Genomic DNA, 22,455 nt, shown 5'->3' on the forward strand with positions numbered 1-22,455 from the left:
ATCAATAACTGCAGAAAGGTACAGAATTTATGCGGTTAGCCTACGAGTGTGGACATCCTAATGGAGAAATCTGCCTAGCTAAATGGCTGGATTGGCTGATATTCTAGTTGTTTCATTTATGAGCTGAATGTCAACGATAATCCAGCATGATTCTTGTTGGATTTGTCTATTTACTAAGGCACTTTAGGCGTGGAGAGGCTCTGTTATAGAATGGACGGTGTGGTTTGATGGCTACAGCGGAAAAATGAGAGATTAGACGGTGTCGCTATATGTGACATGTCTCATAGCGTTATTGAGAAAATGTGTTGGAGAAACGAACGGGTGCTTTTAGTTTTAGGCTGTTTAACGAGAGGTTCTTTTACGCACTAAAATGCTGCAATGGGAAATGAAAAGGGGCGGATTGATCCGCCCCTTTTATGTGTTCGTTGCAATCAGTTATGCAAATGCGTCTTGAAGCGGTGGAACAACCTGCTTCTTGCGGCTCAATACACCATCAAGCCATACGCGGCCGTTTTCTGTGCTTTGACCGTATGCGCGTTCAATAATGGCTACGTCATCAGATACAACCAGCAGCTCTGAACCTTCTTTCATGATGTCGGTAAGAAGAAGCATGACAGAGTGACGTTTGCCTTCTTCTTTTAGCGCAGCGATGTCAGCTTCTAGCTCTTCTTTGATGTCATCAAAAACAGCCAGGTCAACAACTTCAAGTTGGCCGATACCAACCAGGTTACCGTTCATGTTGAAGTCTTTAAAATCACGCATAACAAGATCACGTGCTGGTGTGCCAGCAACAGAAGATTTCACGTTGAACATGTCCATGCCCAATGCTTTGTAATCTTCGATGCCAGCGATTTCTGCCAGATCTTCAACACAGCGAATGTCAGCAGTGGTGCACGTTGGCGATTTGAAGATAACAGTGTCGCTAAGAATTGCACACAACATGATGCCCGCAATGTCTTTAGGAATAGCAACGCCACAGAAATCGTACATCATTTTGATTACGGTGTTTGAACAGCCGACAGGGCGGATCCAACACTCTAGCGGTGTTGATGTGGTTAGATCACCCAATTTGTGGTGATCAACAATGCCCACGATCGTTGCTTGAGCGATGTCATCAGGCGCTTGAGTAAGTTCAGAGTGGTCAACGATGTAAACTTCTTCACCGGCGTAGCTAAGTTTTAGCTCAGGTGCATCGAATCCAAAGCGATCAAGGATGAACGCTGTCTCTGGAGATAGCTCACCCAGGCGAGTCGCGACTGCAGGCTCTTCGATTTGGTTTTTAAGGTATGCAAGTGCAATTGCACCGCAGATTGAATCTGAATCAGGGATCTTATGTCCCACTACATACATTGGCATAGTTGGCTCTCGTGATGCTCACATTTGAATTTTGGCGCATTTTACCAGAGTGACTTTAAATGTACATTGGCGCGTGGCCGCAGATCCGGTAACAATTTATGTAGCAGTTGCTCTGAGAGTACGCCTTAAATCCAATATCTTCAGTTACAGCGGAATAATTATGCCTGCGTTAATCTGAGGGGCGAGGCCACTTGGTAAGTAGGTCTCTTGATGCCTAAAATAATTCAACTCAAGCCCATATCTCACTTTTATCGGTAAGTTGTAGTCAAACACCAGTGCTGCTGCAACGCTCGGCCCGTAAGCTTTGAGATCCTCTCTGTCTCTTCCGTAATAGTTACGGCTCCCTTTGTACTCAGCAACGCCAGCCTCCATTTGCACTGAATATGCTTGATACTTTTTCTCTTCATATTGAACGCCAACTCGATAGTGCTTCACAGATTCTTTGTCGGAATACCAATGAGAGTCGGAGATGCCAAAGCTGCCATAGACAGCTTCAAACCCCATTACATCTTGCAGTCCTAACTGCGCACCAATGCCCCATTGCATACCCAATTTTAGGTCAGGAGAAAAATGAATATCTGCTGCTGCAGAAAAGCTTGCCAACAGAGCCATTGTGCAAAGTGATTTTTTTATCATGAGATCTTTTCCCTAAAACATAGGACTAGAATTTGTAGCCGACAGAAAACGAGAATTGGTCAGTGTCAACGTCATCATATGTTGGGAAGTCAAAGCGAATATCGGCGTAAAGACCCATGTCTAAACTTGCGCGAACTCCTGCTCCGAGATACAGAGACGAATCTTTGTACGTGTTGTTAAAGATTTCTTGGCCATTGATGTGCTCTTTGATCTGGTCTTTGTTCCAACCTAGGCCGATAACGCCATAAGGTTTTACGCGAGCCCCATCCAAATCGAAGGTGTAACCAATGTCAGCGTCAATTTTGAAGGTGTTGCTTTTCACTTCTGAAGACGCAATGCCAAAGAAGTTCTCTTCGTCGCTGGTGCGTGAGTAGGAAGTATTAACACCAACGATACGGTTAAAGTCATAGCCGTACTCAAGCTTAAACCCTTTTCCCCAATCGACGGATTGACCATCAAAAACCGCATCACTTTTGGCATAACCAATGCCAACGCGATGACCGCTAAAGTCATCAGCGATAGAAGCGGCAGAAAAGGAAAGAATAAATGCGGTGCCTACTGCGAGTGTTTTTTTCATTATTTGCTCTCAATGTTAAAGGAGAGCGTCCATGCTATGAAACGTCGTAAGTGCCTTCTCCAAACGGCAAGGGAAAGATACGACGTATAGCAGGCAGAGGCTAAGTGCGTGTACTAATGACGCTGATAAGCAACGCTTATTGCAATGATGAGGAGGTCAATGATGTTAACAATTCATTGAGCCAAGCGACGAGTGCATCGTTTTTATTGCGTTGGTGGGTGTAGCTTAAAATCGGGTAGTTAAATTCGATACTGTCTGATCGAACATCGACACGGCGAATATTTGAGTAGGTGTCGAAGGGGAATAAATCTGTGGTGGGGTAGTACATGTCGGTACGTTGAATCACATCCACAATAGCCATAGGAAAAGCGGAACGAAACCCAACGGGGCTTGGGAGGCCCAGTTCTTTCAACTCTTTGGCTGCTATTGGTAAGTCCTCACTCCAACCTGGGATCAGTAGTGATGCGATCTCGTATTTTGAGAATGTCTCTGGTGTGGCTGCATCATCACTGATTGGATGGTCATTTCTCACAGCACAGCAACCAGTAACGACGGTTAACTGTTCTTGCTTTATGTGTTTTGCCACATACGGATATTGATAGTTAATGCCAAGTAAAACATCACCGTTACTGATGTCTTCAAGCGTGGACGCTGTCCACTGAACGAGGTCGAGCTCAATGTAAGGCGCACGTTTTTTGAGTTCAATAACCAAAGCCCCAGAAATGCATGTTAATACCTGAGGCCCAAGCGCTAAGCGAATTTTTCTTCTTATGGTTTTAGGGTCAAATTCTTCCAAACTTCCAAGTGCAGCATAGAGAGCATCAATATGAGGGAGGATGGCAGAGGCAATACGTTCTGCTTCTGGTGTTGTCTCTAAGCCTGTTTGCACTTTAATGAAGAGTTCATCGTTAAAATGGTGGCGAAGCTTTTTCAAGTTTTGGCTAACGGCAGGTTGTGTAACAAACAAACGCTCAGCGGCTTTACGCGTGTTCTTTTCTTGAAAGAGAACAAGGAAGGTTCGCAGCAAGTTAAGATCGAGAGTATTAAACAGATCCTTCGCCATTTTAGTTACATTCCATTAAAAAAATATTTTCATATTATGCAGAAGGCCGGAAAGATAAACCAGATACGAAGAGGGGAAATGATGTGATTTTTAATGGTTTCTTGCGGTGAGGACCGCGAAAAAGTGTATTGAAATACTGCCTTGTTTTTAAATGCAGGAATACTGACTTATATAAAATATTAGACAAAAAGAAAAGCGCTGAATCGACAGCGCTGAAAGGCATAATGGATAACAGTGGATTCCTATTTATGCGTTAGGCTCATTAAAATTTTTTGTTATAGGTCCCTCATGAGTATTTCTAGCTCTTCGGCTGCTTCTTCTATGAGGTTTTCAAGTTCTCTGGCATCGTCGTTAGCAAGAGGGAGCTGCCAGTGAACAGGCTTACCATTTGACGTGTGCTTGCCGACCAACTTCGTCACTCTTCCGCTACGTTCAAACTTCAATTGCTCAAATTCAGCAGAATGACATTGGTGCTTTTCAAGTATCTCGACTTCGAGTAAACCGACTGGGTTTACCTCGATGTGAGCGTGGAGTTGTTTGGTATCTTTCAATAGGTAATTTCGATGTCTCGCCAGCATGTGATTTCCCCTGAATTCGCCACTCTTGATTGCGAAATTGAAGTGTAGTCAACCGAGCGCATAATGGTGGTGGGAATGATCGACTTTTCTCGGCAAATGATGACAAGGTTATGATGCATAAATAAAAGTTTTTTTAAGCACAAGGTACGGTTTATAAACGATTTTTTACGCTGAAGAAGGTGAGCGTTTATGGCTGCAAGCTAAGAAGGACGGGACTTTGAACTGCATTAGAATAGATATAGATATAAAAAAGCCCAGTGCGAACTGGGCTTTTTTGAAAGACTCAAAGAGCGCTAACCACTTTCTTCAATGTCGATTGCAGAAGGGTGCTTTCTTGCTGAGAAAGGAGTGACGAAACGAGGTCGCCATTAAACTGTTCAGCTTGAAGCAATTTATCTGCTAACGCTTGTCCTTTTTCGGTCAAGGTTAGAATTTTAGAGCGTCGATCATGTACATCGTCACGTCGATCAATAAGACCATCGACAACCAACCCTTGTACGACACGACTGACTTTAGATTTTTCGCTCGCTAAATAGCTTAAGCTCATTAACTCGCCTTGACGTAACTCACCTGCACTAGCCACTGCATTGATGGTAATCGCCTGCTCTGGACTAACGTTGATGCCTTGCTCTTCTAGTTTGTCATGAAAACGCTTAGACGCTTTCAGCGAAACCAAACGACACAGTGCGCCAAACTCCGATTGAATATCCACCATTATATTTATTTTAATTTTGTTGTACTGAGTGAGTGAGATCTTACATCCAGAATGTAAAGAAAGTCTAATGACCTATACATTTACAGCATGAAAGATTTTAGGCCTATTGATAACAAATTTTGCTCTATTACTTTTAGGTATATTTAATTTGATGTTTATTTGTTCAATATGGTGTGCTTTGACATAAATACACAAAATATAGAAAAATCATTTAATAAAAAATGGATGTTTATTATTCGGATGTAAACTTGTAAAAATATAATTACTCACATCTAAAAATGTAAGTAATTATTAATGCAGTTACATTGATTGCAAAGTAGTCAACATGGTTGACTGCTAAATTATAAAAGTGGGCTAAACATGTAGAAAAATTGCTCTACAGGTCGGTTGAATATGGAACGGTTACGCCATTCTTGAAGAGACACTGTCGTTGAGTGCGCCATATAAGTTTGTTGAAGTGTGATGAGGTCTCGACAGAAATCAGGGTCATCCACGCACAGTGTGAGTTCGAAATTGAGCCATAGGCTTCGCATATCGAGGTTAACGGTTCCGATCAAGCAGAACGCTTCATCAATCATGACGGACTTGGTGTGTAACAGACCGCCATTGAATCGATAAATATTTACACCCGCTTGCAATAAATCGGTAAAAAAGGAACGACTCGCCCAATCCACCATTAAGCTGTCGTTTTTCGCAGGAATGATGATATTCACCGTCACGCCACGTTGCGCTGTTGTTTGAAGCGCGCCCAACAAGGATTCACTGGGAACAAGGTAGGGTGTTGTTATCGTTACGCTCTTTTTTGCTTGGTGAATCGATATCATCAGTATCTGCTGAATAATACCGTCAGGCATGCCTGGGCCGGATGGCGCAATTTGAACTGCGTGGTTGGCGTGGACGTGTTGCTCAATCAAACTGCACTCGGGCAAGTTAGGTAAGTAGCGCAAGCCTGTTTCAACTTCCCAATCCCAAGCGAAGATACTGTTTAGGATCGGCACAGAAGGCCCTTCTGCTTGCACCATGATGTCAATCCACTGACCTACCCCTGAATCCTGTTTAAAGAAACGTGGGTCGACCATGTTCATTGAGCCTGTATAACCCACCTTATTGTCTACCACCACAATTTTGCGGTGTTGCCGAATGTCTAGCCTGCGAAGGAACATACGCAGTGGGCTTACCGCGAGTGCTTCGATGAGTTCAACACCGGCTTTTCGCATAGCATCAGGCCAGTGGCTTTTAAAGAAGGCTTTGCTGCCTGCGGAGTCCAACATGATTCGCACAGTAACGCCGCGCTCTGCTGCTTCGCAGACCGCTTTAGCTACATCATCTGCGTGTCCGCCGGGTTGCCATATATAAAAAACCATATTGACCGAGTGCTCGGCTTTTTGAACGTCAGTGGCAATTGAACGCAAAATATCTGCGGTTTCGCTTTGTAATGAGAGAAGGTTTCCCGCCAAAGCAGGGATGCCAGCGCGTTTCAGGCATAAGTCATGAACGGGTCGAGATAGAAAGCTCTGGTGTTGGGGTCGGTGTGCATCGCATCCGCCGAGAGATTCCATCCAATCGCGATAGGGCTGGTACATTGCACGGGATCGTTCAGCCCGTTTCTTACCGAGGTTTAGTTCGCCAACCAACAAGTACAAGATCACCCCCACAATCGGAACAATGTAGATGATCATAAGCCAAGCAATGGATACGCCAAGGGCACGTCGTTTTAAGACAACACGAATGGTGACAGAGGCAATCAGAAGCCAATAAAAGAAAACACTTGCCCAGACGAGGATTTGATAAATCTTTTCCATATCAAACGATTCAGCCCAATTGGGTAACGAGAGTTAAGGACATTATGCACTGAATAGACGGATTAGTGTTCTCGATCTTGAGGTTGATTGACTAGCTATCTTTGCAGAATGTGATGAGTTGTTAAAAGTGCGTGTGGATTTGATTGCTGGAAAGTAATGATATGAGGTTTGGATATGGTTAAATATGCTACTTGGTCGAAAAATATAGCGCATTCGCTTCAAATTTTATTCTTAAACTGGTTTACTTGCCATGCCTGTTAATAAAACAGGCTTAACTGCTCCTGTAAGAAAATATTTACACCTCCGGCGGAGGAGTGCCAAGGATTGGTAGTAGAAGCTGGATATACCTCATCAGGCTGAGGCGCCCAATTTTAGGGAGCTACGTCCGGTCCCTTGGGTATAACGATAATAACAATCACAATTACATTTGTAGTAGAGAGTACATATGGCAAGTGGTCATCGAGCCCAGTTTTCTTCGCGTTTAGGTTTCATTCTTGCCGCAGCAGGTTCTGCGGTTGGCTTGGGTAATATTTGGGGGTTTCCAACACAAGCAGCAAGCAATGGTGGTGCTGTCTTTCTTATCACTTACTTGATCATGGTGTTTGTTCTTGCTTACCCATTATTGGTTGCAGAACTGACCATTGGTCGTTTTGGTGCATCTAACCCTATTCGTTCTCTTATTTCGATTGCACCGAAGCAAAAGTTACTCGCCTCTTCTGTCGGTATCGCGGGCATGTTGGGTGTTAGCGGTATTTTGAGCTTCTATGCCATCGTAGCCGGTTGGTTCTTTGGCTTTTTGATAGGCCCCGTGCTCAGTGTTATGGGTTTTGAAAACGCGGCCGCATGGCTAGAAGGCTTTGGTACGGCTCGTAATATCGTGTTGATGATTGTTTTCATGTTGTTGACCATCTTCGTTGTGCGAAGCGGTGTGACCGACGGTATCGAGAAATGGTCTAGCCGTTTGATGCCTGTGCTGTTCATTTTGTTCATCTCAATGGTGGCTTACACCTTGTTCCAAGACGGCGCAATGGAAGGGTTGAAGATGTACCTTGTTCCAGATATGTCGCACTTCTCTCCGGATCTAATGGTGAGTGCAATGGGTCAGGCCTTCTTCTCACTCTCTATTGGTGTGTGCACCATGATGGTATACGGCTCTTATTTACGTAAAGATGCTGATATTCCAAAGACGGCAGCCCAAGTTGCGCTTCTTGATACGGGGGTTGCGTTTGTCGCGGGTCTGTTGATTTTGCCAGCCATGTTCGTTGCGCAAAACAATGGCGTAGAAATCTACAATGAAGCGGGTGCATTACTTGATGGCGATACGCTGGTGTTCAGTGTGCTGCCAGCCATGTTTGATACCATGGGTGGTGCAGGTTTAATCATTGGCATTGCGTTCTTTGCTCTTATGGTTATTGCTGCACTGACATCGTCTATCTCAATGCTCGAAGTGCCAGTCTCTTGCGCGTCAGAAGAGCTGAACAAAGATCGTAAAACCGTTGTTTGGTGGATTGGCGGTGCGATTGCGCTGTTCTCAACCCTAATTATCCTTAACTTCGGCTCTATGTTTGGTTTGGTGATTAGTGTCACCACCGAGTACATGCAGCCAATCCTAGGTCTTATCATGGCATTGATTGCAGGGTGGATCTGGAAGCGCAACCAAGTGTTGGAAGAGTTGAGCCAAGGTAACCCTGAGTTAAAAGACAGCCTGTTCTGGAAAATCTGGCCAACGTACGTTCGTGTTGTATGTCCTATTCTGATGGCGCTTGTGTTTTTATGGCCGGTGCTGAAATAAACACTCGCTACTTATGATGCGAGACAAAATCCTCGGCCATTGAGCTGGGGATTTTTCGTTTTTAGCGTTTAACCTTCTTCCGTGCTTTATTCGCGCCAGTTCTGCCATTACACTCTCCGCAGTTTCGATTATTCAAGGTTCAGCTATGTTCGATCTGGTCTTTCAAAACGAAGACTTCCTGGTGATTGATAAACACCCTGGTATCAGCGTACATAAAGATGATAACGCTCAACCATTGCTTGCCTGCGTTGCGCGGCTAACGGGTGATAAACAGCTGTATTTGATCCACCGCTTAGACAAGATGACCTCGGGTCTTCTATTACTCGGTCGTCATCAGGCTGCAGCGTCGGCGCTTTCATCGCTTTTTGCTAAACGAGAAGTGGGTAAGTTTTATCTGGCAATTGCCGCGAAAAAACCGACGAAAAAGCAGGGCACAATCATTGGCGATATGGCGAAAAGTCGTCGATCAATGTGGAAGCTCCTACCAAGTCGAGAAAACCCAGCGGTAACGCAGTTTTTTTCTACCTCTGTGGGTGAAGGGCGCCGTGCTTTTCTTTGTAAGCCATTCACGGGTAAAACCCACCAAATTCGCGTTGCTTTAAAGAGCGTTGGTTCGGCAATTTTAGGTGATAACACTTATGGTGGCTTAGAGGCCGACCGTGGCTACCTTCACGCCTATGCCTTGTCATTTTCACATGCGGGTGAGCAATACCAATTTATTCAGCCTCCTCGCACTGGTGAACAGTGGGCAGAGATTCCAGAAGAATGGCAATCTCCCTCTTCGCTGGCTTGGCCGACATTGCCTCATCAAAAATCCAAAGCGTAGTGACGCATATTTCAAATTACTCTTTCGTACCCCATGGATGGAACGAGACTGTTGGAGCATTCCATGCCGCTAGTTCGTAAAAAGACACAAACCAATGCACATCGTTTCTGGAGCCTAGCCAATCTTCGTCGCCAACGCTTAAAGAAATCGGCGAGAGGGAGGATTAAAAGAAACAGTGATTTCACCAACCTTCAGCTGGGCGGTGCGCCCGTCGAAGGGGTCGCAATCGCAAACCCTGATAATGTCATTGTTGAAAACAATGAAGGATTTGAAAAATGATGAATCCCGACGCCTTGTCGACGTTTTTTACCGTTATTTCTGAGCGTTTACCTGCTTGTGGCAATGAAGTGCGCCGTGTTTTTCATGGTCGTGGCCGTTGTTATGAAGGGCTTGAACAAATCACAGCTGACTGGCTCGGTAGCGGTGTGCTCCAGATTGCGATCTTTAAGGAAGATGAAGCCGCATTCTATGAGGCGTTAAAACAAGGTATCACCGATTTTCAGCACGGTGATGTTTGGAAAGAGGTTGGTGGTAACACCATCGTTGTTCAACATCGTGACCGCGAAGGTGCAGAAACAGAAACCTTTGTGGGCGAGCAGCCTCAACAAATCAATGTGATTGAGAATGGCTTAACTTATAAATTGGATCTGGGTAAGCGCCAGAACAATGGCTTGTTCCTCGATATGCGCTTAGGTCGAGAATGGGTGCAAAACAACGCTAAACATAAGCGAGTGCTTAACCTGTTTGCCTACACGTGCGGTTTTTCAGTGGCAGCCATTGAAGGTAAGGCCGACCAAGTGGTTAACTTGGACATGGCGAGATCGTCCCTTTCTCGCGGTCGTGAAAATCATCAGTTGAATCAGCATAATCTCAATCAAGTGGCATTTTTGGGGCATGAGTTATTTAAATCATGGGGTAAGGTCAAAAAGTATGGCCCTTATGATTTGGTGATCATTGATCCTCCGTCATTCCAGAAAGGCAGTTTCGTTCTGACGAAAGACTACGCGAAAATCTTGCGCCGTTTGCCTGAGTTGGTCGTGGAAGGCGGTGATGTACTGGCGTGTGTGAATTCACCTGATATTCAGCCAAGTTTTCTGACGGAACAAATGGTTGAATGCGCACCCGCATTTGAGTTTGTTTCTCGCTTAGATAATCCACCAGAGTTTGAAGATATTGATGCAGACAGTGCGTTGAAAGTGATGCATTTTCGCCACAGCGCAAGGTAAGTAAGGCGCATATTTTTGTGAATCTACTTGGAGGTAAGTCATGGATGCCTTTCTCCGCATCAGCCAATTCGACGCGGGCCATTACGACGTTTTGTATCAAGGAGAACGTTGGGGAATGTCGATAAGGCGGTATAGCTCAGGGAAGTCCGTCAAAGTGTACGCAGAATCGCTGTCTAGCACCGATTTCATCAGTGCCAATATGTATATGGCTAATGGGACGTGGATGCTGAAACCCTGCGAAATGCCAGAAGAGAAAGTCTTGGCATTTATTCATGGCTTTACCGTATAAATTGCTGTTGATAGTTGCTTCTAGATAACACGATCAAAAAAGGCCCATCCGGGCCTTTTTACGTTCTACACAGGCGTGTTACTCAACACAATCTTGGTAGGTGACGAAGCGCTCTAAAATCTCACGACCGCGGCTATCTCGGAACAGAAGTTTGTAGCTCACGCCTTTTTCCATCAGCGATGCGATTTCATTGTCCGAACAGTAAGTGTTCTTCAAGTTATCCGCTAGCACAGTAGGTGCTACATCGCCGCTTCCAGAGTAAAGCAATGTCAGTTCAATATTACTGCCGTCTGCTTTCGCGCGAACGATATTATAGCCAGGACCCTCAACGGGCATTATCTTGCCAAGCATGTCTGCGCGTTGCGCAGCGAAGGTTTCAGCAATTTCTTGATCAGACGTACTGGAACATGCCGAAAGAAGCATTGCTAGGAGGCCAGCAAGTGCAATTCGTCCAGTGGATGATACTAGTCGCATTAAAAAATCCTTTGCATATCCGTTGCCAAATTAGGCGGGCAACACTTTCTTAAACGGTTTGATGATGACATCTTTATAAACACCCGCTTCGATGTACGGGTCGGCATCGGCCCAAGCCTTTGCATCAGCGAGACTGTCAAATTTCGCAATAACCGTGGAGCCAGTAAATCCTGCTTCACCAGGATCTTCGGAATCAATCGCCGGATTGGGGCCTGCTACTAGCAGACGGCCTTCGGCGTCAAGTTCGCGAAGTCTAGCTAAGTGTTGCTCACGTACCTGCATACGCAAAGGCAAACTATTCTCTACATCTTGTGAAAAAATGACGTACCACATCCGTGTTTTCTCTCTCGGTTATCTTTTGGTTCACAGTATCTCGCCAAGTGTATGCGAGCGTAACCAAAATCGCTTATTGAAATGTATGATTTATGACTTATTTATCGGTCTTGGTCGTCCGTTGGCATCAATCGCCACATAGTTAAACGTTGCTTCGCAAACTTTGTGGCGTTGGCCAACGCCGTCCGCAGCGACAGGTTTCACCCAAACTTCCAGTGAAACGCTCATTGAAGTGCGTCCAATGCGAATGCATTCGCCATAACAACACACAACATCACCGACCTTTACCGGTGTTTTAAAGACAATTTCTTCAACGGAGACAGTCACAACACGTCCGTGAGAAATTTCTTTTGCCAAAATGGCACCCGCTAAATCGAGTTGAGACATGATCCAGCCGCCGAAAATATCACCGTTTGCATTGGTGTCTGCAGGCATGGCGAGGGTGCGCAATAAAAGTTGGCCGCGAGGGCAATTGTTCGTTTCCGACATGGTACTACTTCCGGGAAATGAAAAACCAATGTGAGATAAAATTTCTCCCATTGGGCTAAGTAATTATTCTGAATCGGTTTCTTTCTTCGATTCGTCTGGCAAGTCTTCTTCTTTCGGCATGTGCTTGTAAATATAAACGCCAGTGACCAAGGTGTAAGCCAGCGTTAGACCGAGTAAGCCGAACACTTTGAAATTCACCCATACATCAAGGGGTAGCTGATACGCCACATAGATATTGACGACCGCGAGCACAGCAAAGAACAAAACCCACGCATTGTTGACGTTTCGCCACACGGCATCGGGCAAGACGATTTCTTTACCGAGCATGCCTTTAATCAGTGGCTTGCCCATGATTTGCGAAACAATGAGGCCGCCCGCGAAAAGCGCATAAACAATGGTCACTTTCCATTTGATGAAATTGTCATCTTGGAAAAAAAGCGTCATCCCACCAAACACTGTAACCAGTGCGGCTGTGACTATCTGCATTTTTTCGACTTTCTTGTATAACACCCACGTCACGATCACTTGGATGATGGTGGCAACGATAAGTGCTCCGGTGGCGACGTAAATGTCCTGCATTTTGTAGAGAGCAAAGAAAATGACCAATGGAATAAAGTCGAGGAGCTGTTTCATTCAGGTACTTATCCTTGTTTACCCATCAGGGTAGGAGCGATTCAGCGTTCGAGTTTACCGAATAATGATCAGAGTTAAAACGTGATTAACCGGATGAATTGCCGTGGGATATGTTGGATAAACGTTGTTGGATATTCTTTGTACGATCGCAAGAGCCAATGGAAAGAGAGTAAATACAAAAAAGGCCGGCAATTGCCGACCTGTCTTTGTCTCATAAATCTCGATTATTTCTTGGTGGCAGCCTTTAGGTTGACCACGAACTCACCGAGTTCTTTGAGCATGGTTGGTTCATCATCGACATTGCGTTCAATGATTTTGACAACGGCAGAGCCTGAAATGGCACCCGCTGCACCTGCCGTGATAGCTTCTTTCACTTGTGACGGCTCGGAAATACCGAAACCGAGAAGTGGACGAGGCGCACCGTAATCGCTGAGTTTCTTCAACAAATGATCAATCGGCTGACCCGCTTTGGTTTCTGCACCTGTTACGCCTGCACGTGATAGCAAGTACGTGTAACCGCCGCCAAGCTCTGAAATGGTTTTCAAAGTGTCTTCATTGGCATTCGGTGGTGCAATGAAGATTGCGTGAACCCCATGCTTTGCAGCTGAATCGCGGAACTCTTTGGATTCGCCCGCTGGGACATCGGCTATCAGTACTGAATCTACACCTGCATTTGCGCATTTCGCGTAAAAGTTGTCGATACCGTTCGCGAATACCAAGTTGGCGTACATCAACAGACCCATAGGGATCTCAGGGTGGTTTTCACGCACTTGGCGCAGAATGTCAAAGCAGTTGTCTGGTGTGGTACCTGAATCCAATGCGCGGATTGCCGCACCTTGGATTGTCGGGCCATCAGCCAATGGGTCAGAAAAAGGAATACCCAGCTCCAGTGCGTCTGCACCATTTGCCACAAGGGTTTCGATGATCTTTAGTGATTGCTCGGGGTTAGGATCGCCAATGGTCACGAAAGGAACGAAGGCACCTTCACCTTTGGCATCGAGGTTTTCAAACATCGCTTCATAGCGGTGAGACAAGGTCGCAGCCATTACATCACTCCTTTTTCTTTCAAAATGTCGTGCACAGTGAAGATGTCCTTGTCTCCACGACCTGACAAATTAACCACTAACAATTGTTCTTTCTCTGGGTTCTCACGCGCCATTTTTAGGGCGTATGCCAAGGCATGAGCAGATTCCAGTGCCGGGATGATACCTTCACTGCGCGCCAACTCTTGGAAGGCATCTAGCGCTTCATCATCGGTGATGGCGACGTATTCGGCACGGCCAATGGAATTTAAGTGTGCGTGCTGAGGGCCAACAGATGGGAAGTCGAGACCTGCAGAGACTGAATAGGATTCTTCAACCTGACCATTTGGGTCTTGCATCAACGGTGATTTCATCCCGAAGAAAATACCCAGCTTGCCGTGTTTAAGTGGTGCGCCGTGTTGGTCTGTGTCCAAGCCTAAGCCCGCTGGTTCAACACCAATAAGACCCACGTCAGTTTCTTCGATGAAATCAGCAAACATACCAATCGCGTTTGATCCACCGCCGACGCAGGCGATCACGCTGTCAGGCAAGCGACCTTCGCGTTCCAAAATTTGTTGTTTGGTTTCTTCACCAATCATTTTTTGGAACTCACGCACGATGGTCGGGAAGGGGTGAGGACCCGCTGCCGTGCCGAGAAGGTAATGCGCGTCGTCATAGCTTGCAGACCAGTCGCGTAGCGCTTCGTTACAGGCATCTTTCAGGGTTGAAGAGCCTGAATGAACAGGAATCACTTCTGCACCCATTAATTTCATGCGGAACACATTTGGGCTCTGACGTTCTACGTCTTTTGCGCCCATGTAAACGCGGCATTTCAAATCAAGGAGTGCACATGCAAGTGCAGTTGCCACACCGTGCTGACCCGCGCCTGTTTCAGCGATGATCTCTTTCTTGCCCATGCGTTTCGCGAGCAATGCCTGACCCAACACCTGATTGGTTTTGTGCGCACCACCGTGAAGTAAGTCTTCACGCTTTAGGTACAGCTTGGTCTTGGTGCCTTTGGTTAGGTTTCGCGTTAGCGTCAATGCGGTTGGGCGACCTGCATATTCTTCCAGAAGGCCAATAAATTCCTTCTGAAATTCTGGGTCACTTTGCGCATCAATAAACGCTTGTTCTAGCTGGTCCAGTGCTGGGACCAAGATTTGTGGTACGTACTGACCACCAAATTCGCCGAAATAGGCATTCAACTTAGTCATAACCGTCCTTTAGTAATCTCTAAGCGCTGAGAATGCAGCGTCCAATTTTTGTTTATCTTTGATACCCGGCGCACTTTCGACGCCAGAGTTGAAATCGAGTCCTGCGCAGCCCAGTTGTGCTGCGTCTTTTGCGTTTTCTTGCGAAAGGCCACCTGCGATCATCACGGTGTCTTTTCGATCCTCTGGAATGAGGGACCAATCAAACGCTTTGCCTGTTCCGCCGCTTTGTGTGCCCACGCGGCTGTCGAATAGGTTTCTGTCGGCGTTGGCTTCAAGCGCAGGCGCGGTATCGCTCACGCCGTGGGCTTTCCATATTTGCGTGTTGCTTGGCAAGGCTTCACGCAGCGCTTTCACGTAGTCACCGTCTTCATTGCCATGAAGTTGAACCGCTGACAGTGATAATGCGTTTGCTGTCTTAGCGACCTCTGATAATTCATGGTTTTGGAACACGCCGACGTAAGCAAGCGGTGCGCCTGCCATCACTTTTCGAGCGGCTTCTATATCCACAAAGCGCGGTGATTTTTCAACGAAAATCAGGCCACCGTAATTGGCGAGGGCGTCATAAGCGGCTTTTGCGTCTTCTGCGCGTGTAAGGCCGCAGACTTTGTTGTCGCCGTAAAGCACTCGACGTACCGCACGTTCAACATCGTCTTCAGACATTAATGAGCTGCCAATCAAGAAGCCGTTGGCATATGGCGCAAGTTCACGCACTTGTTGATGGGTATAGATACCTGATTCTGAAATCACGATCGTATCTTCAGACAAGCGCGGCGCGAGTTCTTTTGTACGGTTAAGGTCGATGCTTAGATCGCGCAAGTTGCGGTTGTTGATGCCAACCACTTTCGCTTTTAGCGCGATGGCACGTTCCAGCTCTTCTTCGTTACTGACTTCCGTCAGTACTCCGAGATTGAGTTCATGCGCCAACGCAGATAGCTCTTGGTATTCGTCGTCGTTCAGCACAGACAGCATTAACAAAATGGCATCGGCTTGATGGAAACGCGCGAGGTAGACTTGATAAGTGTCCACCATGAAATCTTTACACAGCACTGGGCAAGGCACTTGACCGCGGACTTGTGGCAGAAAGTCAAAGTTGCCTTGGAAGTATTTTTCATCTGTTAGGACAGAAATCGCTGCGGCATGGTTGCCGTATACGCTGGCGATGTAATCCAAGTCGAAGTCATCGCGGATCAGACCTTTTGATGGTGAGGCCTTTTTGCACTCCAAGATAAACTTGGCGGGCTTGCCTGAAAGCGCATCGTAAAAGCTGCGATCACTTGGGACGACTTCGTTGATGAAGCTCGCTAGCGGCTGTGCCGTCTTACGCGCCTCAATCCAAATGCGTTTATCCGCAACAATTTTTGCTAGTACCGTTTCCATTAGTTGCTCCGTGACGCAAGTTGCTGAACGAGTTCGAAGGGTTTTCCGCTGCTCATCACATCCAGCGCTCTTTGTGTGTTGGCTTTCAGATCTTCATGACCGAACAGGCGAAGTAGAAGTGCAACGTTAACGGCAACCGCGCTTTGCTGAGCTTCTGTCCCTTTGCCTTGAAGGATTTGTGTAATGATTTCTCGGTTTTCTTCTGGCGTGCCCCCTTCAATGGATTTGAGAGGGTGGGTATTAACGCCAAAATCTTCTGGTGTCAGAGTGTATTCGGTGATCACGCCATCTTTAATTTCAGCCACGGTGGTTTCACCGTGAATCGCGACTTCATCAAGTCCGCTACCGTGAACAACGGCGGCACGCTTTAGGCCAAGGGTTTTAATGGTTTCTGCAATTGGCCTTACAAGGGCTTTGTCATACACACCCATCAGTTCGAGTGTTGGTTTTGCAGGGTTAATCAATGGGCCTAACAAATTAAAGATGGTGCGTGTTTTCATGGTTTGACGAACAGGCATCGCGTGGCGAACACCGCTGTGGTATTGCGGGGCAAACAAGAAACATACGCCTAAGTCGTCTAACGCGCCACGTGCTGTCTCTGGGCTCATGGCAAGGTCAATGCCGAATGCAGCCAGCAAGTCGGAAGAACCGGATTTGCTCGATACGCCACGGTTACCGTGCTTGGCGACTTTCACACCACAGGCTGCTGCTACAAAGGCCGCTGTCGTGGAAATATTGATAGAGTTCGAACCATCACCACCGGTGCCAACAATGTCAGCGAAATCATAATCTGGTGAAGGGAACGGGTTTGCGTTTGCCGTTAGTGCAGATGCCGCGCCCGCGATTTCTTCTGGTGTTTCGCCTTTAATTTTTAGCGACGTTAATGTCGCGGCCAACAGGATAGGGTCCATTTCACCTTTGATAATGGTGTCGAACAGCTGATGGCTTTCTTCACGAGACAGAGATGCTTGTTCGTAAAGCTTATTAATAATTGCGTCCATGTTTACTCTCCTTGTCTTGTCGTCCATCAGCGCGGCTGTGTCGCCCAGTTGATTGTGTTGGTCAGAAGGTCTGCGCCCTTCGTTGTCAAAATTGACTCTGGGTGGAATTGGAAGCCGACCACGCGATCTGCGTCGTTCACAACGGCCATGACTAAGCCTTCCACATCTGCAATCACGTCAAGCGAATCTGGCACCTTGGTGGCGACCAACGAGTGGTAACGCGCAATGGTGAGAGGGCTTTCAATGTTGCCAAACACGGCATGAGCGTTGTGGGTCATTTGCGACGCTTTTCCGTGAACGATTTCACCTGCGCCAGCAACCACACCGCCATAAGCTTCTGTGATGGCTTGCTGGCCGAGACAAATGCCAATCATTGGCACTTTGCCTTTCAGTTTTTGAATCAGTGCTGGCATACAGCCTGCTTCTGACGGCGCGCCTGGGCCTGGGGATAGCACTACAACTGGGTTTGTCAGTTCGCTGACTGCTTGCTCGATTTGGTCTGCTGACAAGCTGTTACGATAAATCTTCACCGGATAGCCCAATGAGCGAAATTGGTCGACCAAGTTGTAAGTAAAAGAATCGAAGTTATCGATCAGCACGATGTGTGCATTCATGGCTTGGCTCATTGTGCACCTCCTGAGTGTGCTGCTCGAATTGCCGTTAGCACCGCCTGTGCTTTTCCGCGTGTTTCATCGGCTTCAGCTTGAGGCACAGAGTCGAATACCACGCCGGCGCCTGCTTGCACTTGTGCAACACCATCTTCAACGTACGCAGAGCGGATCACGATACAAGTATCCATATCGCCATGGCCTGTGAGGTAGCCAACTGCACCGCCATAACTTCCACGACGACGTTTTTCGAATTGACGAATGAGCTGCATGGCACGGATTTTTGGTGCGCCCGTTAAGGTGCCCATGTTCATGCACGCTTGATACGCGTGCAGCGCATCGAGATCGTTACGCAGTTGGCCAACAACACGAGACACCAAGTGCATGACGTGGCTGTAGCGGTCAACTTGAAGAAGGTCTGACACATAACGCGTGCCCGGTTCGCTGATACGAGCCACGTCATTTCGCGCCAAATCAACCAGCATCATGTGCTCGGCTTTTTCTTTGGTGTCGTTGCGCAGCTCAAGTTCGATACGGCCGTCTAGGTCCAAGTTGATTGAACCGTTTGGATTCTTACCGCGAGGGCGTGTGCCTGCAATCGGGTAAATTTCCACTTGGTTGGTGTCTTTGCTGTATTTCAGTGCACTTTCTGGTGATGCGCCAAACAGGGTGAATTCGCTGTCATGCATGTAGAACATGTACGGGCTAGGGTTACCTTGTTTGAGTTTCAAATACGCATTCAGTGGGGAAGGGCAAGGCAGTGTGAATCGGCGGCTAGGCACCACCTGAAACACGTCACCTCTAACGACATATTCTTTGAGCGTGTCGACGGCCTGACAGAAATCCTCGTCACTGATAGAGACATCGATACCATTATCTTCGACCTGCTGTGCGATCGGCATTGCTGTCGGGTTCAAACAGCTCTCTTTGATGGCTTGAAGCCGACGACTCAAATCAAAGTAGGTTTGTGTGGTGTCGTCACCTCCAAAGAGGGTGCCTTGCAATTTTGCTTGGCGGCGCTGGTGGTCAATGACCAATAGCGTTTCAGCAACATAGAAAAGGAAGTCAGGGCAGCGATTGCTTTCTTCTGCTTCGGGAAGGGGCTCAAATTGCGCCACCAGATCGTAGGCAAAAAGGCCACCGATCATGAGTGCTTCGTCGGGTTGTCCTTCAAGCTTGAAAGCATGTTGAATAAGGCGAAGTGCATCAAACGGTGAAGGCTGACGCAAGCGCGCATCTTCATCGAGTGTTCGGTCTTCTTCCGAAAAATGAAGTGTCAGCATGTCGCCATCGCGTTCGCGGCAAATTGAGATACCTTGATGGTCAATTTGCGCTTCAATGGCATTCAATACATTGTTGCCGTTTTCCGATTTTGCTTCGAGTTCGACAATGCGGCCGCGGCAAACAATGCGGACTGCAGCATCGACCAGCATCAGACTTTTTAGATCCTGCTTTGAATCAATCTCAGCAGATTCTAGAAGTAGACTGTGTGGGCGGTCCTGACAGACTGCGGCATATAATTCAGTCGGAGCGGCGACGTACGGCACATCCAAGCTCAGTACGTCTAATTCGCCTTGTTTTAAAGCGTGGTTTTTCACAGCGTTCTCCCTGCTGCTTCAACAAATGGTTTTAGTTCCTGCATTAATTGCGCGAACATGTCTCCAGTGAGCGCTTGATGACCATCGGACAGTGCTTCCGCAGGGTTTAGGTGGCTTTCGACGATAATACCGTCGGCCCCCACTGCGGCGGCGGCACGTGAAAGAGGAATAACCAATTCACGCACACCCGTCCCATGGCTTGGATCCACGACAACTGGCAGGTGGCTGCGTTGCTTTATGTAGGCGACTGCATTTAAGTCCAGCGTATTACGCGTTGCAGTCTCGTAAGTGCGGATACCACGTTCACAAAGGATAATGTTCGGGTTGCCAGCATCATAGATATATTCAGCCGCTAGCAACAGCTCCTCGATAGTGGCGGAAAGTCCGCGTTTTAACAAGACTGGTTTGCCTGTTTCGCCAACTGCTTTTAACAATCCGTAGTTTTGCATATTGCGCGCGCCAATTTGAAGGCAATCAATGTATTCACAAAGTGAATCTACCTGACTGACTTCCATCACCTCTGAGACGGTTGGCATGCCTGTTGCGTCACTGGCTTGTTTAAGCAGTTTCAGTCCTTCAACGCCCATGCCTTGAAAATCATAAGGACTGGTTCGAGGTTTATATGCACCGCCTCGAAGCGCAGTGGCACCATGGCTTTTTACAACATCGGCGACAGACAGCAATTGTTGTTCTGATTCAACAGAGCAAGGGCCTGCAATAACCGCAAATTTGTCCCCGCCGATCGACATATTACCAATACGTACAACCGTGTTGTGAGCTTGTACTTCACGGGAGACCATTTTGTATTTGGATAAGATGGGTTTAACTTCTTCTACTAACGGGTCGCTCTCTATATGGAGTTTCTGCAATACCCGCTCATCACCCAACGCACCCAAAACGATGCGTTCAACACCTGGCATGAACAAAGGTTTCAGCCCCGCTTGTTCTATTTTGCCCAGAATCACTTTTGCTTGTCGTTCGGTCGCATGGGGTTTTAATACGATGATCATGTTAAAAATCCTTTTTGGTGCCGCCACCTTCGATAAGGTGCTCAATACGTTCTGGGCGGTAAAATGTAGATATAAAAAAACCCGCTATCTGCGGGCTTGGTGACGTCTTTCCGTTAGGTACAACTCATCACACTGCCCGCTATAGGGAGTGCCACCACCAGTTAATCATTACTGTTTGTCGAGTGAGGTTATGCTGTACCATGATGACGTTATCCATTTGTGTTCGTAATCGTGTACTAGTTAACTAGTGTATGGTGGTAATGTCAAGCAACGAATTGAAGAAAATTAATGCTATTTGATCTCCACAGCCACACCACGGCGTCTGACGGACGCTTCAGCCCTGCAGAACTTGTAAAGCGCGCGGTCGATTTTCGCGTCCAAGTTCTTGCGATCACAGATCATGATACTGTCGCAGGCATTGAACCTGCTAAGCAGGCGGTGCTTGAGGCTGATCTTCCTTTGCATATCGTCAATGGCATTGAAATTTCTACCGTTTGGCAAAACAAAGACATCCACATTGTTGGATTGAACATTGACCTTGATTCTCCAGAGCTGAATGCGTTGATTGCGCAACAAGCTGAACGTCGAGATGTGCGTGCAGAGCAAATCGCCGAGCGTTTGGAAAAGCACCGCATGCCAGGCGCACTGGAAGGTGCAAAAGCCTTAGCGGGGGATGTGCCACTGACTCGCGCGCATTTTGCGCGCTGGATGGTCGAACAAGGCCATGTGAAGAACATGCAAGCCGTGTTTAAGAAATACCTGACGCGCGGCAACCCCGGTTATGTGCCGCCAAATTGGTGCACGATCGCAGAAGCTGTTGATGTTATTCACAAAGCGGGAGGGCAGGCAGTGATTGCACACCCAGGTCGCTATAAACTGACAGCGAAATGGTTAAAACGCTTGTTAGAAGCATTTAAAGAAGCGGGTGGAGACGGGATGGAAATTGTCCAGCCTCAACAATCTCCAGTCGAACGTCGACAACTTGCTGACTATGCTATTCATTATGGATTGCTGGTATCCCAAGGTTCTGACTTCCACTATCCGTCGCCATGGCTTGAGCTTGGGCGTAATTTGTACCTGCCAAAGGGGTGCGAAGGGGTGTGGGAAAGTTGGACACTACCAGTCATTGAAAGGGCAGAGATAAGCCCAGAGGAGGAAAAGTGAGCCAATTTTTTTACGTTCACCCAGAAAATCCACAAACACGTTTGATCACGCAAGCCGTTGCCATTATTCGCAACGGCGGCGTTATCATTTACCCAACCGATTCAGGCTATGCACTGGGTTGTCAGCTTGAAAACAAATCTGCGCTAGAAAAAATCTGTCGTATTCGCCGTTTAGACGATAAGCACAATTTTACGTTGTTGTGCAGAGATTTATCTGAAATCTCCGTGTATGCGCGTGTTGATAACACGGCCTACCGTTTGATCAAAAACAACACACCAGGGCCGTACACCTTTATCTTGAAAGCGACGAAGGAAGTGCCTCGTCGTTTGATGAACCCTAAGCGTAAAACCATTGGTATTCGCGTACCTGATAACCGTATTGCGCTCGATTTGTTGGAAGCGCTTGGCGAACCGATGATGTCGACGTCGCTGATTCTTCCGGGTAACGACTTTACCGAGTCAGATCCTGAAGCGATTCGTGACCAGTTAGAGCACACCGTGGATGTGATTCTAAATGGTGGCTACCTCGGTGAACAACCGACCACAGTCGTTGATTTCAGTGATGGAGAAGCCGAAATTCTCCGTCATGGTACAGGCGATCCTACCCCATTCCAGTAAGCTTATATGCATACAAAACTCATGGCGTCATTGTGCTTTTTTAGGCATAATACGC

The 22,455-nt window shown here is 47.1% G+C and carries 25 protein-coding genes and 1 other annotated feature; of the genes, 7 read left to right on the top strand and 18 right to left on the bottom strand.

Translation table 11 applies throughout. From position 1 onward, the window contains the following. Nucleotides 1–435: 435 nt before the first annotated feature. The 7 genes from BCT27_RS19970 to cls all read right to left on the bottom strand — a co-directional run bounded on the left by BCT27_RS19970 (nt 436) and on the right by cls (nt 6,727). A complete protein-coding gene (locus BCT27_RS19970) occupies nt 436–1,356 on the bottom strand; it encodes a manganese-dependent inorganic pyrophosphatase (RefSeq protein ID WP_102396565.1) in 921 nt (306 codons plus the stop codon). A gap of 144 nt (nt 1,357–1,500) precedes the next feature. Next, on the bottom strand, nt 1,501–1,992 hold the full coding sequence (locus BCT27_RS19975; RefSeq protein WP_102396566.1) for a hypothetical protein: 492 nt from the start codon (nt 1,990–1,992) through the stop codon (nt 1,501–1,503). Between the two features lie 25 nt (nt 1,993–2,017). After that, complete coding sequence (locus tag BCT27_RS19980) at nt 2,018–2,569, bottom strand: porin family protein (RefSeq protein WP_102396567.1); 552 nt, start codon at nt 2,567–2,569, stop codon at nt 2,018–2,020. A 136-nt stretch (nt 2,570–2,705) separates the two neighbouring features. Beyond that, nucleotides 2,706–3,632: a LysR family transcriptional regulator gene (locus BCT27_RS19985; protein ID WP_102317194.1), complete on the bottom strand. Its 927-nt coding sequence runs from the start codon at nt 3,630–3,632 to the stop codon at nt 2,706–2,708. 275 nt (nt 3,633–3,907) lie between these two features. Continuing rightward, entirely contained in the window at nt 3,908–4,210 is a 303-nt protein-coding gene (locus BCT27_RS19990) for a hypothetical protein (RefSeq protein WP_102317193.1), read from the bottom strand. A gap of 283 nt (nt 4,211–4,493) precedes the next feature. After that, nucleotides 4,494–4,925 (bottom strand): MarR family winged helix-turn-helix transcriptional regulator, encoded by a 432-nt coding sequence (locus tag BCT27_RS19995; protein WP_102317192.1) that lies wholly within the window; start codon nt 4,923–4,925, stop codon nt 4,494–4,496. Nucleotides 4,926–5,266: 341 nt separating this feature from the next. Continuing rightward, entirely contained in the window at nt 5,267–6,727 is a 1,461-nt protein-coding gene (gene cls / locus BCT27_RS20000; protein ID WP_102317191.1) for a cardiolipin synthase, read from the bottom strand. Nucleotides 6,728–7,172: 445 nt separating this feature from the next. Between cls and BCT27_RS20005 the strand changes: the two genes are divergently transcribed. From BCT27_RS20005 to BCT27_RS20025, 5 genes are all read left to right on the top strand, one after another. After that, on the top strand, nt 7,173–8,519 hold the full coding sequence (locus tag BCT27_RS20005) for a sodium-dependent transporter (protein ID WP_102317190.1): 1,347 nt from the start codon (nt 7,173–7,175) through the stop codon (nt 8,517–8,519). A 145-nt stretch (nt 8,520–8,664) separates the two neighbouring features. Next, nucleotides 8,665–9,345, top strand: a complete 681-nt coding sequence (locus tag BCT27_RS20010; protein ID WP_102396568.1) for a TIGR01621 family pseudouridine synthase — start codon at nt 8,665–8,667, stop codon at nt 9,343–9,345. Between the two features lie 63 nt (nt 9,346–9,408). Beyond that, complete coding sequence (locus BCT27_RS20015) at nt 9,409–9,624, top strand: hypothetical protein (protein WP_017011392.1); 216 nt, start codon at nt 9,409–9,411, stop codon at nt 9,622–9,624. Then, nucleotides 9,621–10,571 (top strand): class I SAM-dependent methyltransferase, encoded by a 951-nt coding sequence (locus BCT27_RS20020; protein WP_102396569.1) that lies wholly within the window; start codon nt 9,621–9,623, stop codon nt 10,569–10,571. The genes BCT27_RS20015 and BCT27_RS20020 overlap by 4 nt, the downstream gene beginning before the upstream one ends. Nucleotides 10,572–10,611: 40 nt before the next feature. Further along, the gene (locus tag BCT27_RS20025) at nt 10,612–10,860 is read left to right on the top strand and encodes a hypothetical protein (RefSeq protein ID WP_102317187.1); all 249 of its coding nucleotides are present in this window, start codon (nt 10,612–10,614) and stop codon (nt 10,858–10,860) included. Between the two features lie 78 nt (nt 10,861–10,938). Here the strand turns inward: BCT27_RS20025 and gspS2 are convergent, their stop codons facing one another. The 11 genes from gspS2 to aroF form a co-directional block, all read right to left on the bottom strand. Then, nucleotides 10,939–11,334 carry a type II secretion system pilot lipoprotein GspS-beta gene (gene gspS2, locus BCT27_RS20030; RefSeq protein WP_102317186.1) on the bottom strand — a complete coding sequence of 132 codons (396 nt, stop codon included), beginning with the start codon at nt 11,332–11,334 and terminating at the stop codon, nt 10,939–10,941. 30 nt (nt 11,335–11,364) lie between these two features. Next, nucleotides 11,365–11,667 (bottom strand): YciI family protein, encoded by a 303-nt coding sequence (locus BCT27_RS20035; RefSeq protein ID WP_017011388.1) that lies wholly within the window; start codon nt 11,665–11,667, stop codon nt 11,365–11,367. A 90-nt stretch (nt 11,668–11,757) separates the two neighbouring features. After that, nucleotides 11,758–12,156 (bottom strand): acyl-CoA thioester hydrolase YciA, encoded by a 399-nt coding sequence (yciA, locus tag BCT27_RS20040; RefSeq protein ID WP_102317185.1) that lies wholly within the window; start codon nt 12,154–12,156, stop codon nt 11,758–11,760. A 63-nt stretch (nt 12,157–12,219) separates the two neighbouring features. Next, the gene (locus BCT27_RS20045; RefSeq protein ID WP_102396570.1) at nt 12,220–12,789 is read right to left on the bottom strand and encodes a septation protein A; all 570 of its coding nucleotides are present in this window, start codon (nt 12,787–12,789) and stop codon (nt 12,220–12,222) included. Between the two features lie 224 nt (nt 12,790–13,013). Then, the gene (gene trpA / locus BCT27_RS20050) at nt 13,014–13,835 is read right to left on the bottom strand and encodes a tryptophan synthase subunit alpha (protein ID WP_102317183.1); all 822 of its coding nucleotides are present in this window, start codon (nt 13,833–13,835) and stop codon (nt 13,014–13,016) included. Further along, entirely contained in the window at nt 13,835–15,025 is a 1,191-nt protein-coding gene (gene trpB / locus BCT27_RS20055; RefSeq protein WP_102317182.1) for a tryptophan synthase subunit beta, read from the bottom strand. The genes trpA and trpB overlap by 1 nt, the downstream gene beginning before the upstream one ends. A 9-nt stretch (nt 15,026–15,034) precedes the next feature. Next, nucleotides 15,035–16,402, bottom strand: a complete 1,368-nt coding sequence (trpCF, locus tag BCT27_RS20060; RefSeq protein WP_102391817.1) for a bifunctional indole-3-glycerol-phosphate synthase TrpC/phosphoribosylanthranilate isomerase TrpF — start codon at nt 16,400–16,402, stop codon at nt 15,035–15,037. Further along, on the bottom strand, nt 16,402–17,403 hold the full coding sequence (trpD, locus tag BCT27_RS20065; RefSeq protein ID WP_102396571.1) for an anthranilate phosphoribosyltransferase: 1,002 nt from the start codon (nt 17,401–17,403) through the stop codon (nt 16,402–16,404). Before trpD ends, trpCF begins: the two co-directional genes overlap by 1 nt. Nucleotides 17,404–17,429: 26 nt before the next feature. Then, the gene (locus tag BCT27_RS20070; RefSeq protein ID WP_102391819.1) at nt 17,430–18,029 is read right to left on the bottom strand and encodes an aminodeoxychorismate/anthranilate synthase component II; all 600 of its coding nucleotides are present in this window, start codon (nt 18,027–18,029) and stop codon (nt 17,430–17,432) included. Continuing rightward, nucleotides 18,026–19,609 carry an anthranilate synthase component 1 gene (locus BCT27_RS20075; protein ID WP_102317179.1) on the bottom strand — a complete coding sequence of 528 codons (1,584 nt, stop codon included), beginning with the start codon at nt 19,607–19,609 and terminating at the stop codon, nt 18,026–18,028. The genes BCT27_RS20070 and BCT27_RS20075 overlap by 4 nt, the downstream gene beginning before the upstream one ends. Next, the gene (gene aroF, locus BCT27_RS20080; protein ID WP_102396572.1) at nt 19,606–20,619 is read right to left on the bottom strand and encodes a 3-deoxy-7-phosphoheptulonate synthase; all 1,014 of its coding nucleotides are present in this window, start codon (nt 20,617–20,619) and stop codon (nt 19,606–19,608) included. The genes BCT27_RS20075 and aroF overlap by 4 nt, the downstream gene beginning before the upstream one ends. 71 nt (nt 20,620–20,690) lie before the next feature. After that, nucleotides 20,691–20,785: a sequence feature (Trp leader region), on the bottom strand. A 122-nt stretch (nt 20,786–20,907) separates the two neighbouring features. On the opposite strand from aroF, the gene rnm reads away from it, so the two are divergent. Both rnm and BCT27_RS20090 read left to right on the top strand, forming a co-directional pair. Continuing rightward, the gene (gene rnm / locus BCT27_RS20085) at nt 20,908–21,783 is read left to right on the top strand and encodes an RNase RNM (RefSeq protein WP_102317177.1); all 876 of its coding nucleotides are present in this window, start codon (nt 20,908–20,910) and stop codon (nt 21,781–21,783) included. Continuing rightward, on the top strand, nt 21,780–22,400 hold the full coding sequence (locus BCT27_RS20090; protein WP_017011377.1) for an L-threonylcarbamoyladenylate synthase: 621 nt from the start codon (nt 21,780–21,782) through the stop codon (nt 22,398–22,400). The genes rnm and BCT27_RS20090 overlap by 4 nt, the downstream gene beginning before the upstream one ends. Nucleotides 22,401–22,455 lie beyond the last annotated feature (55 nt).

The organism is Enterovibrio norvegicus (assembly GCF_002876705.1).
GTDB classification, from domain to species: domain Bacteria; phylum Pseudomonadota; class Gammaproteobacteria; order Enterobacterales; family Vibrionaceae; genus Enterovibrio; species Enterovibrio norvegicus_B.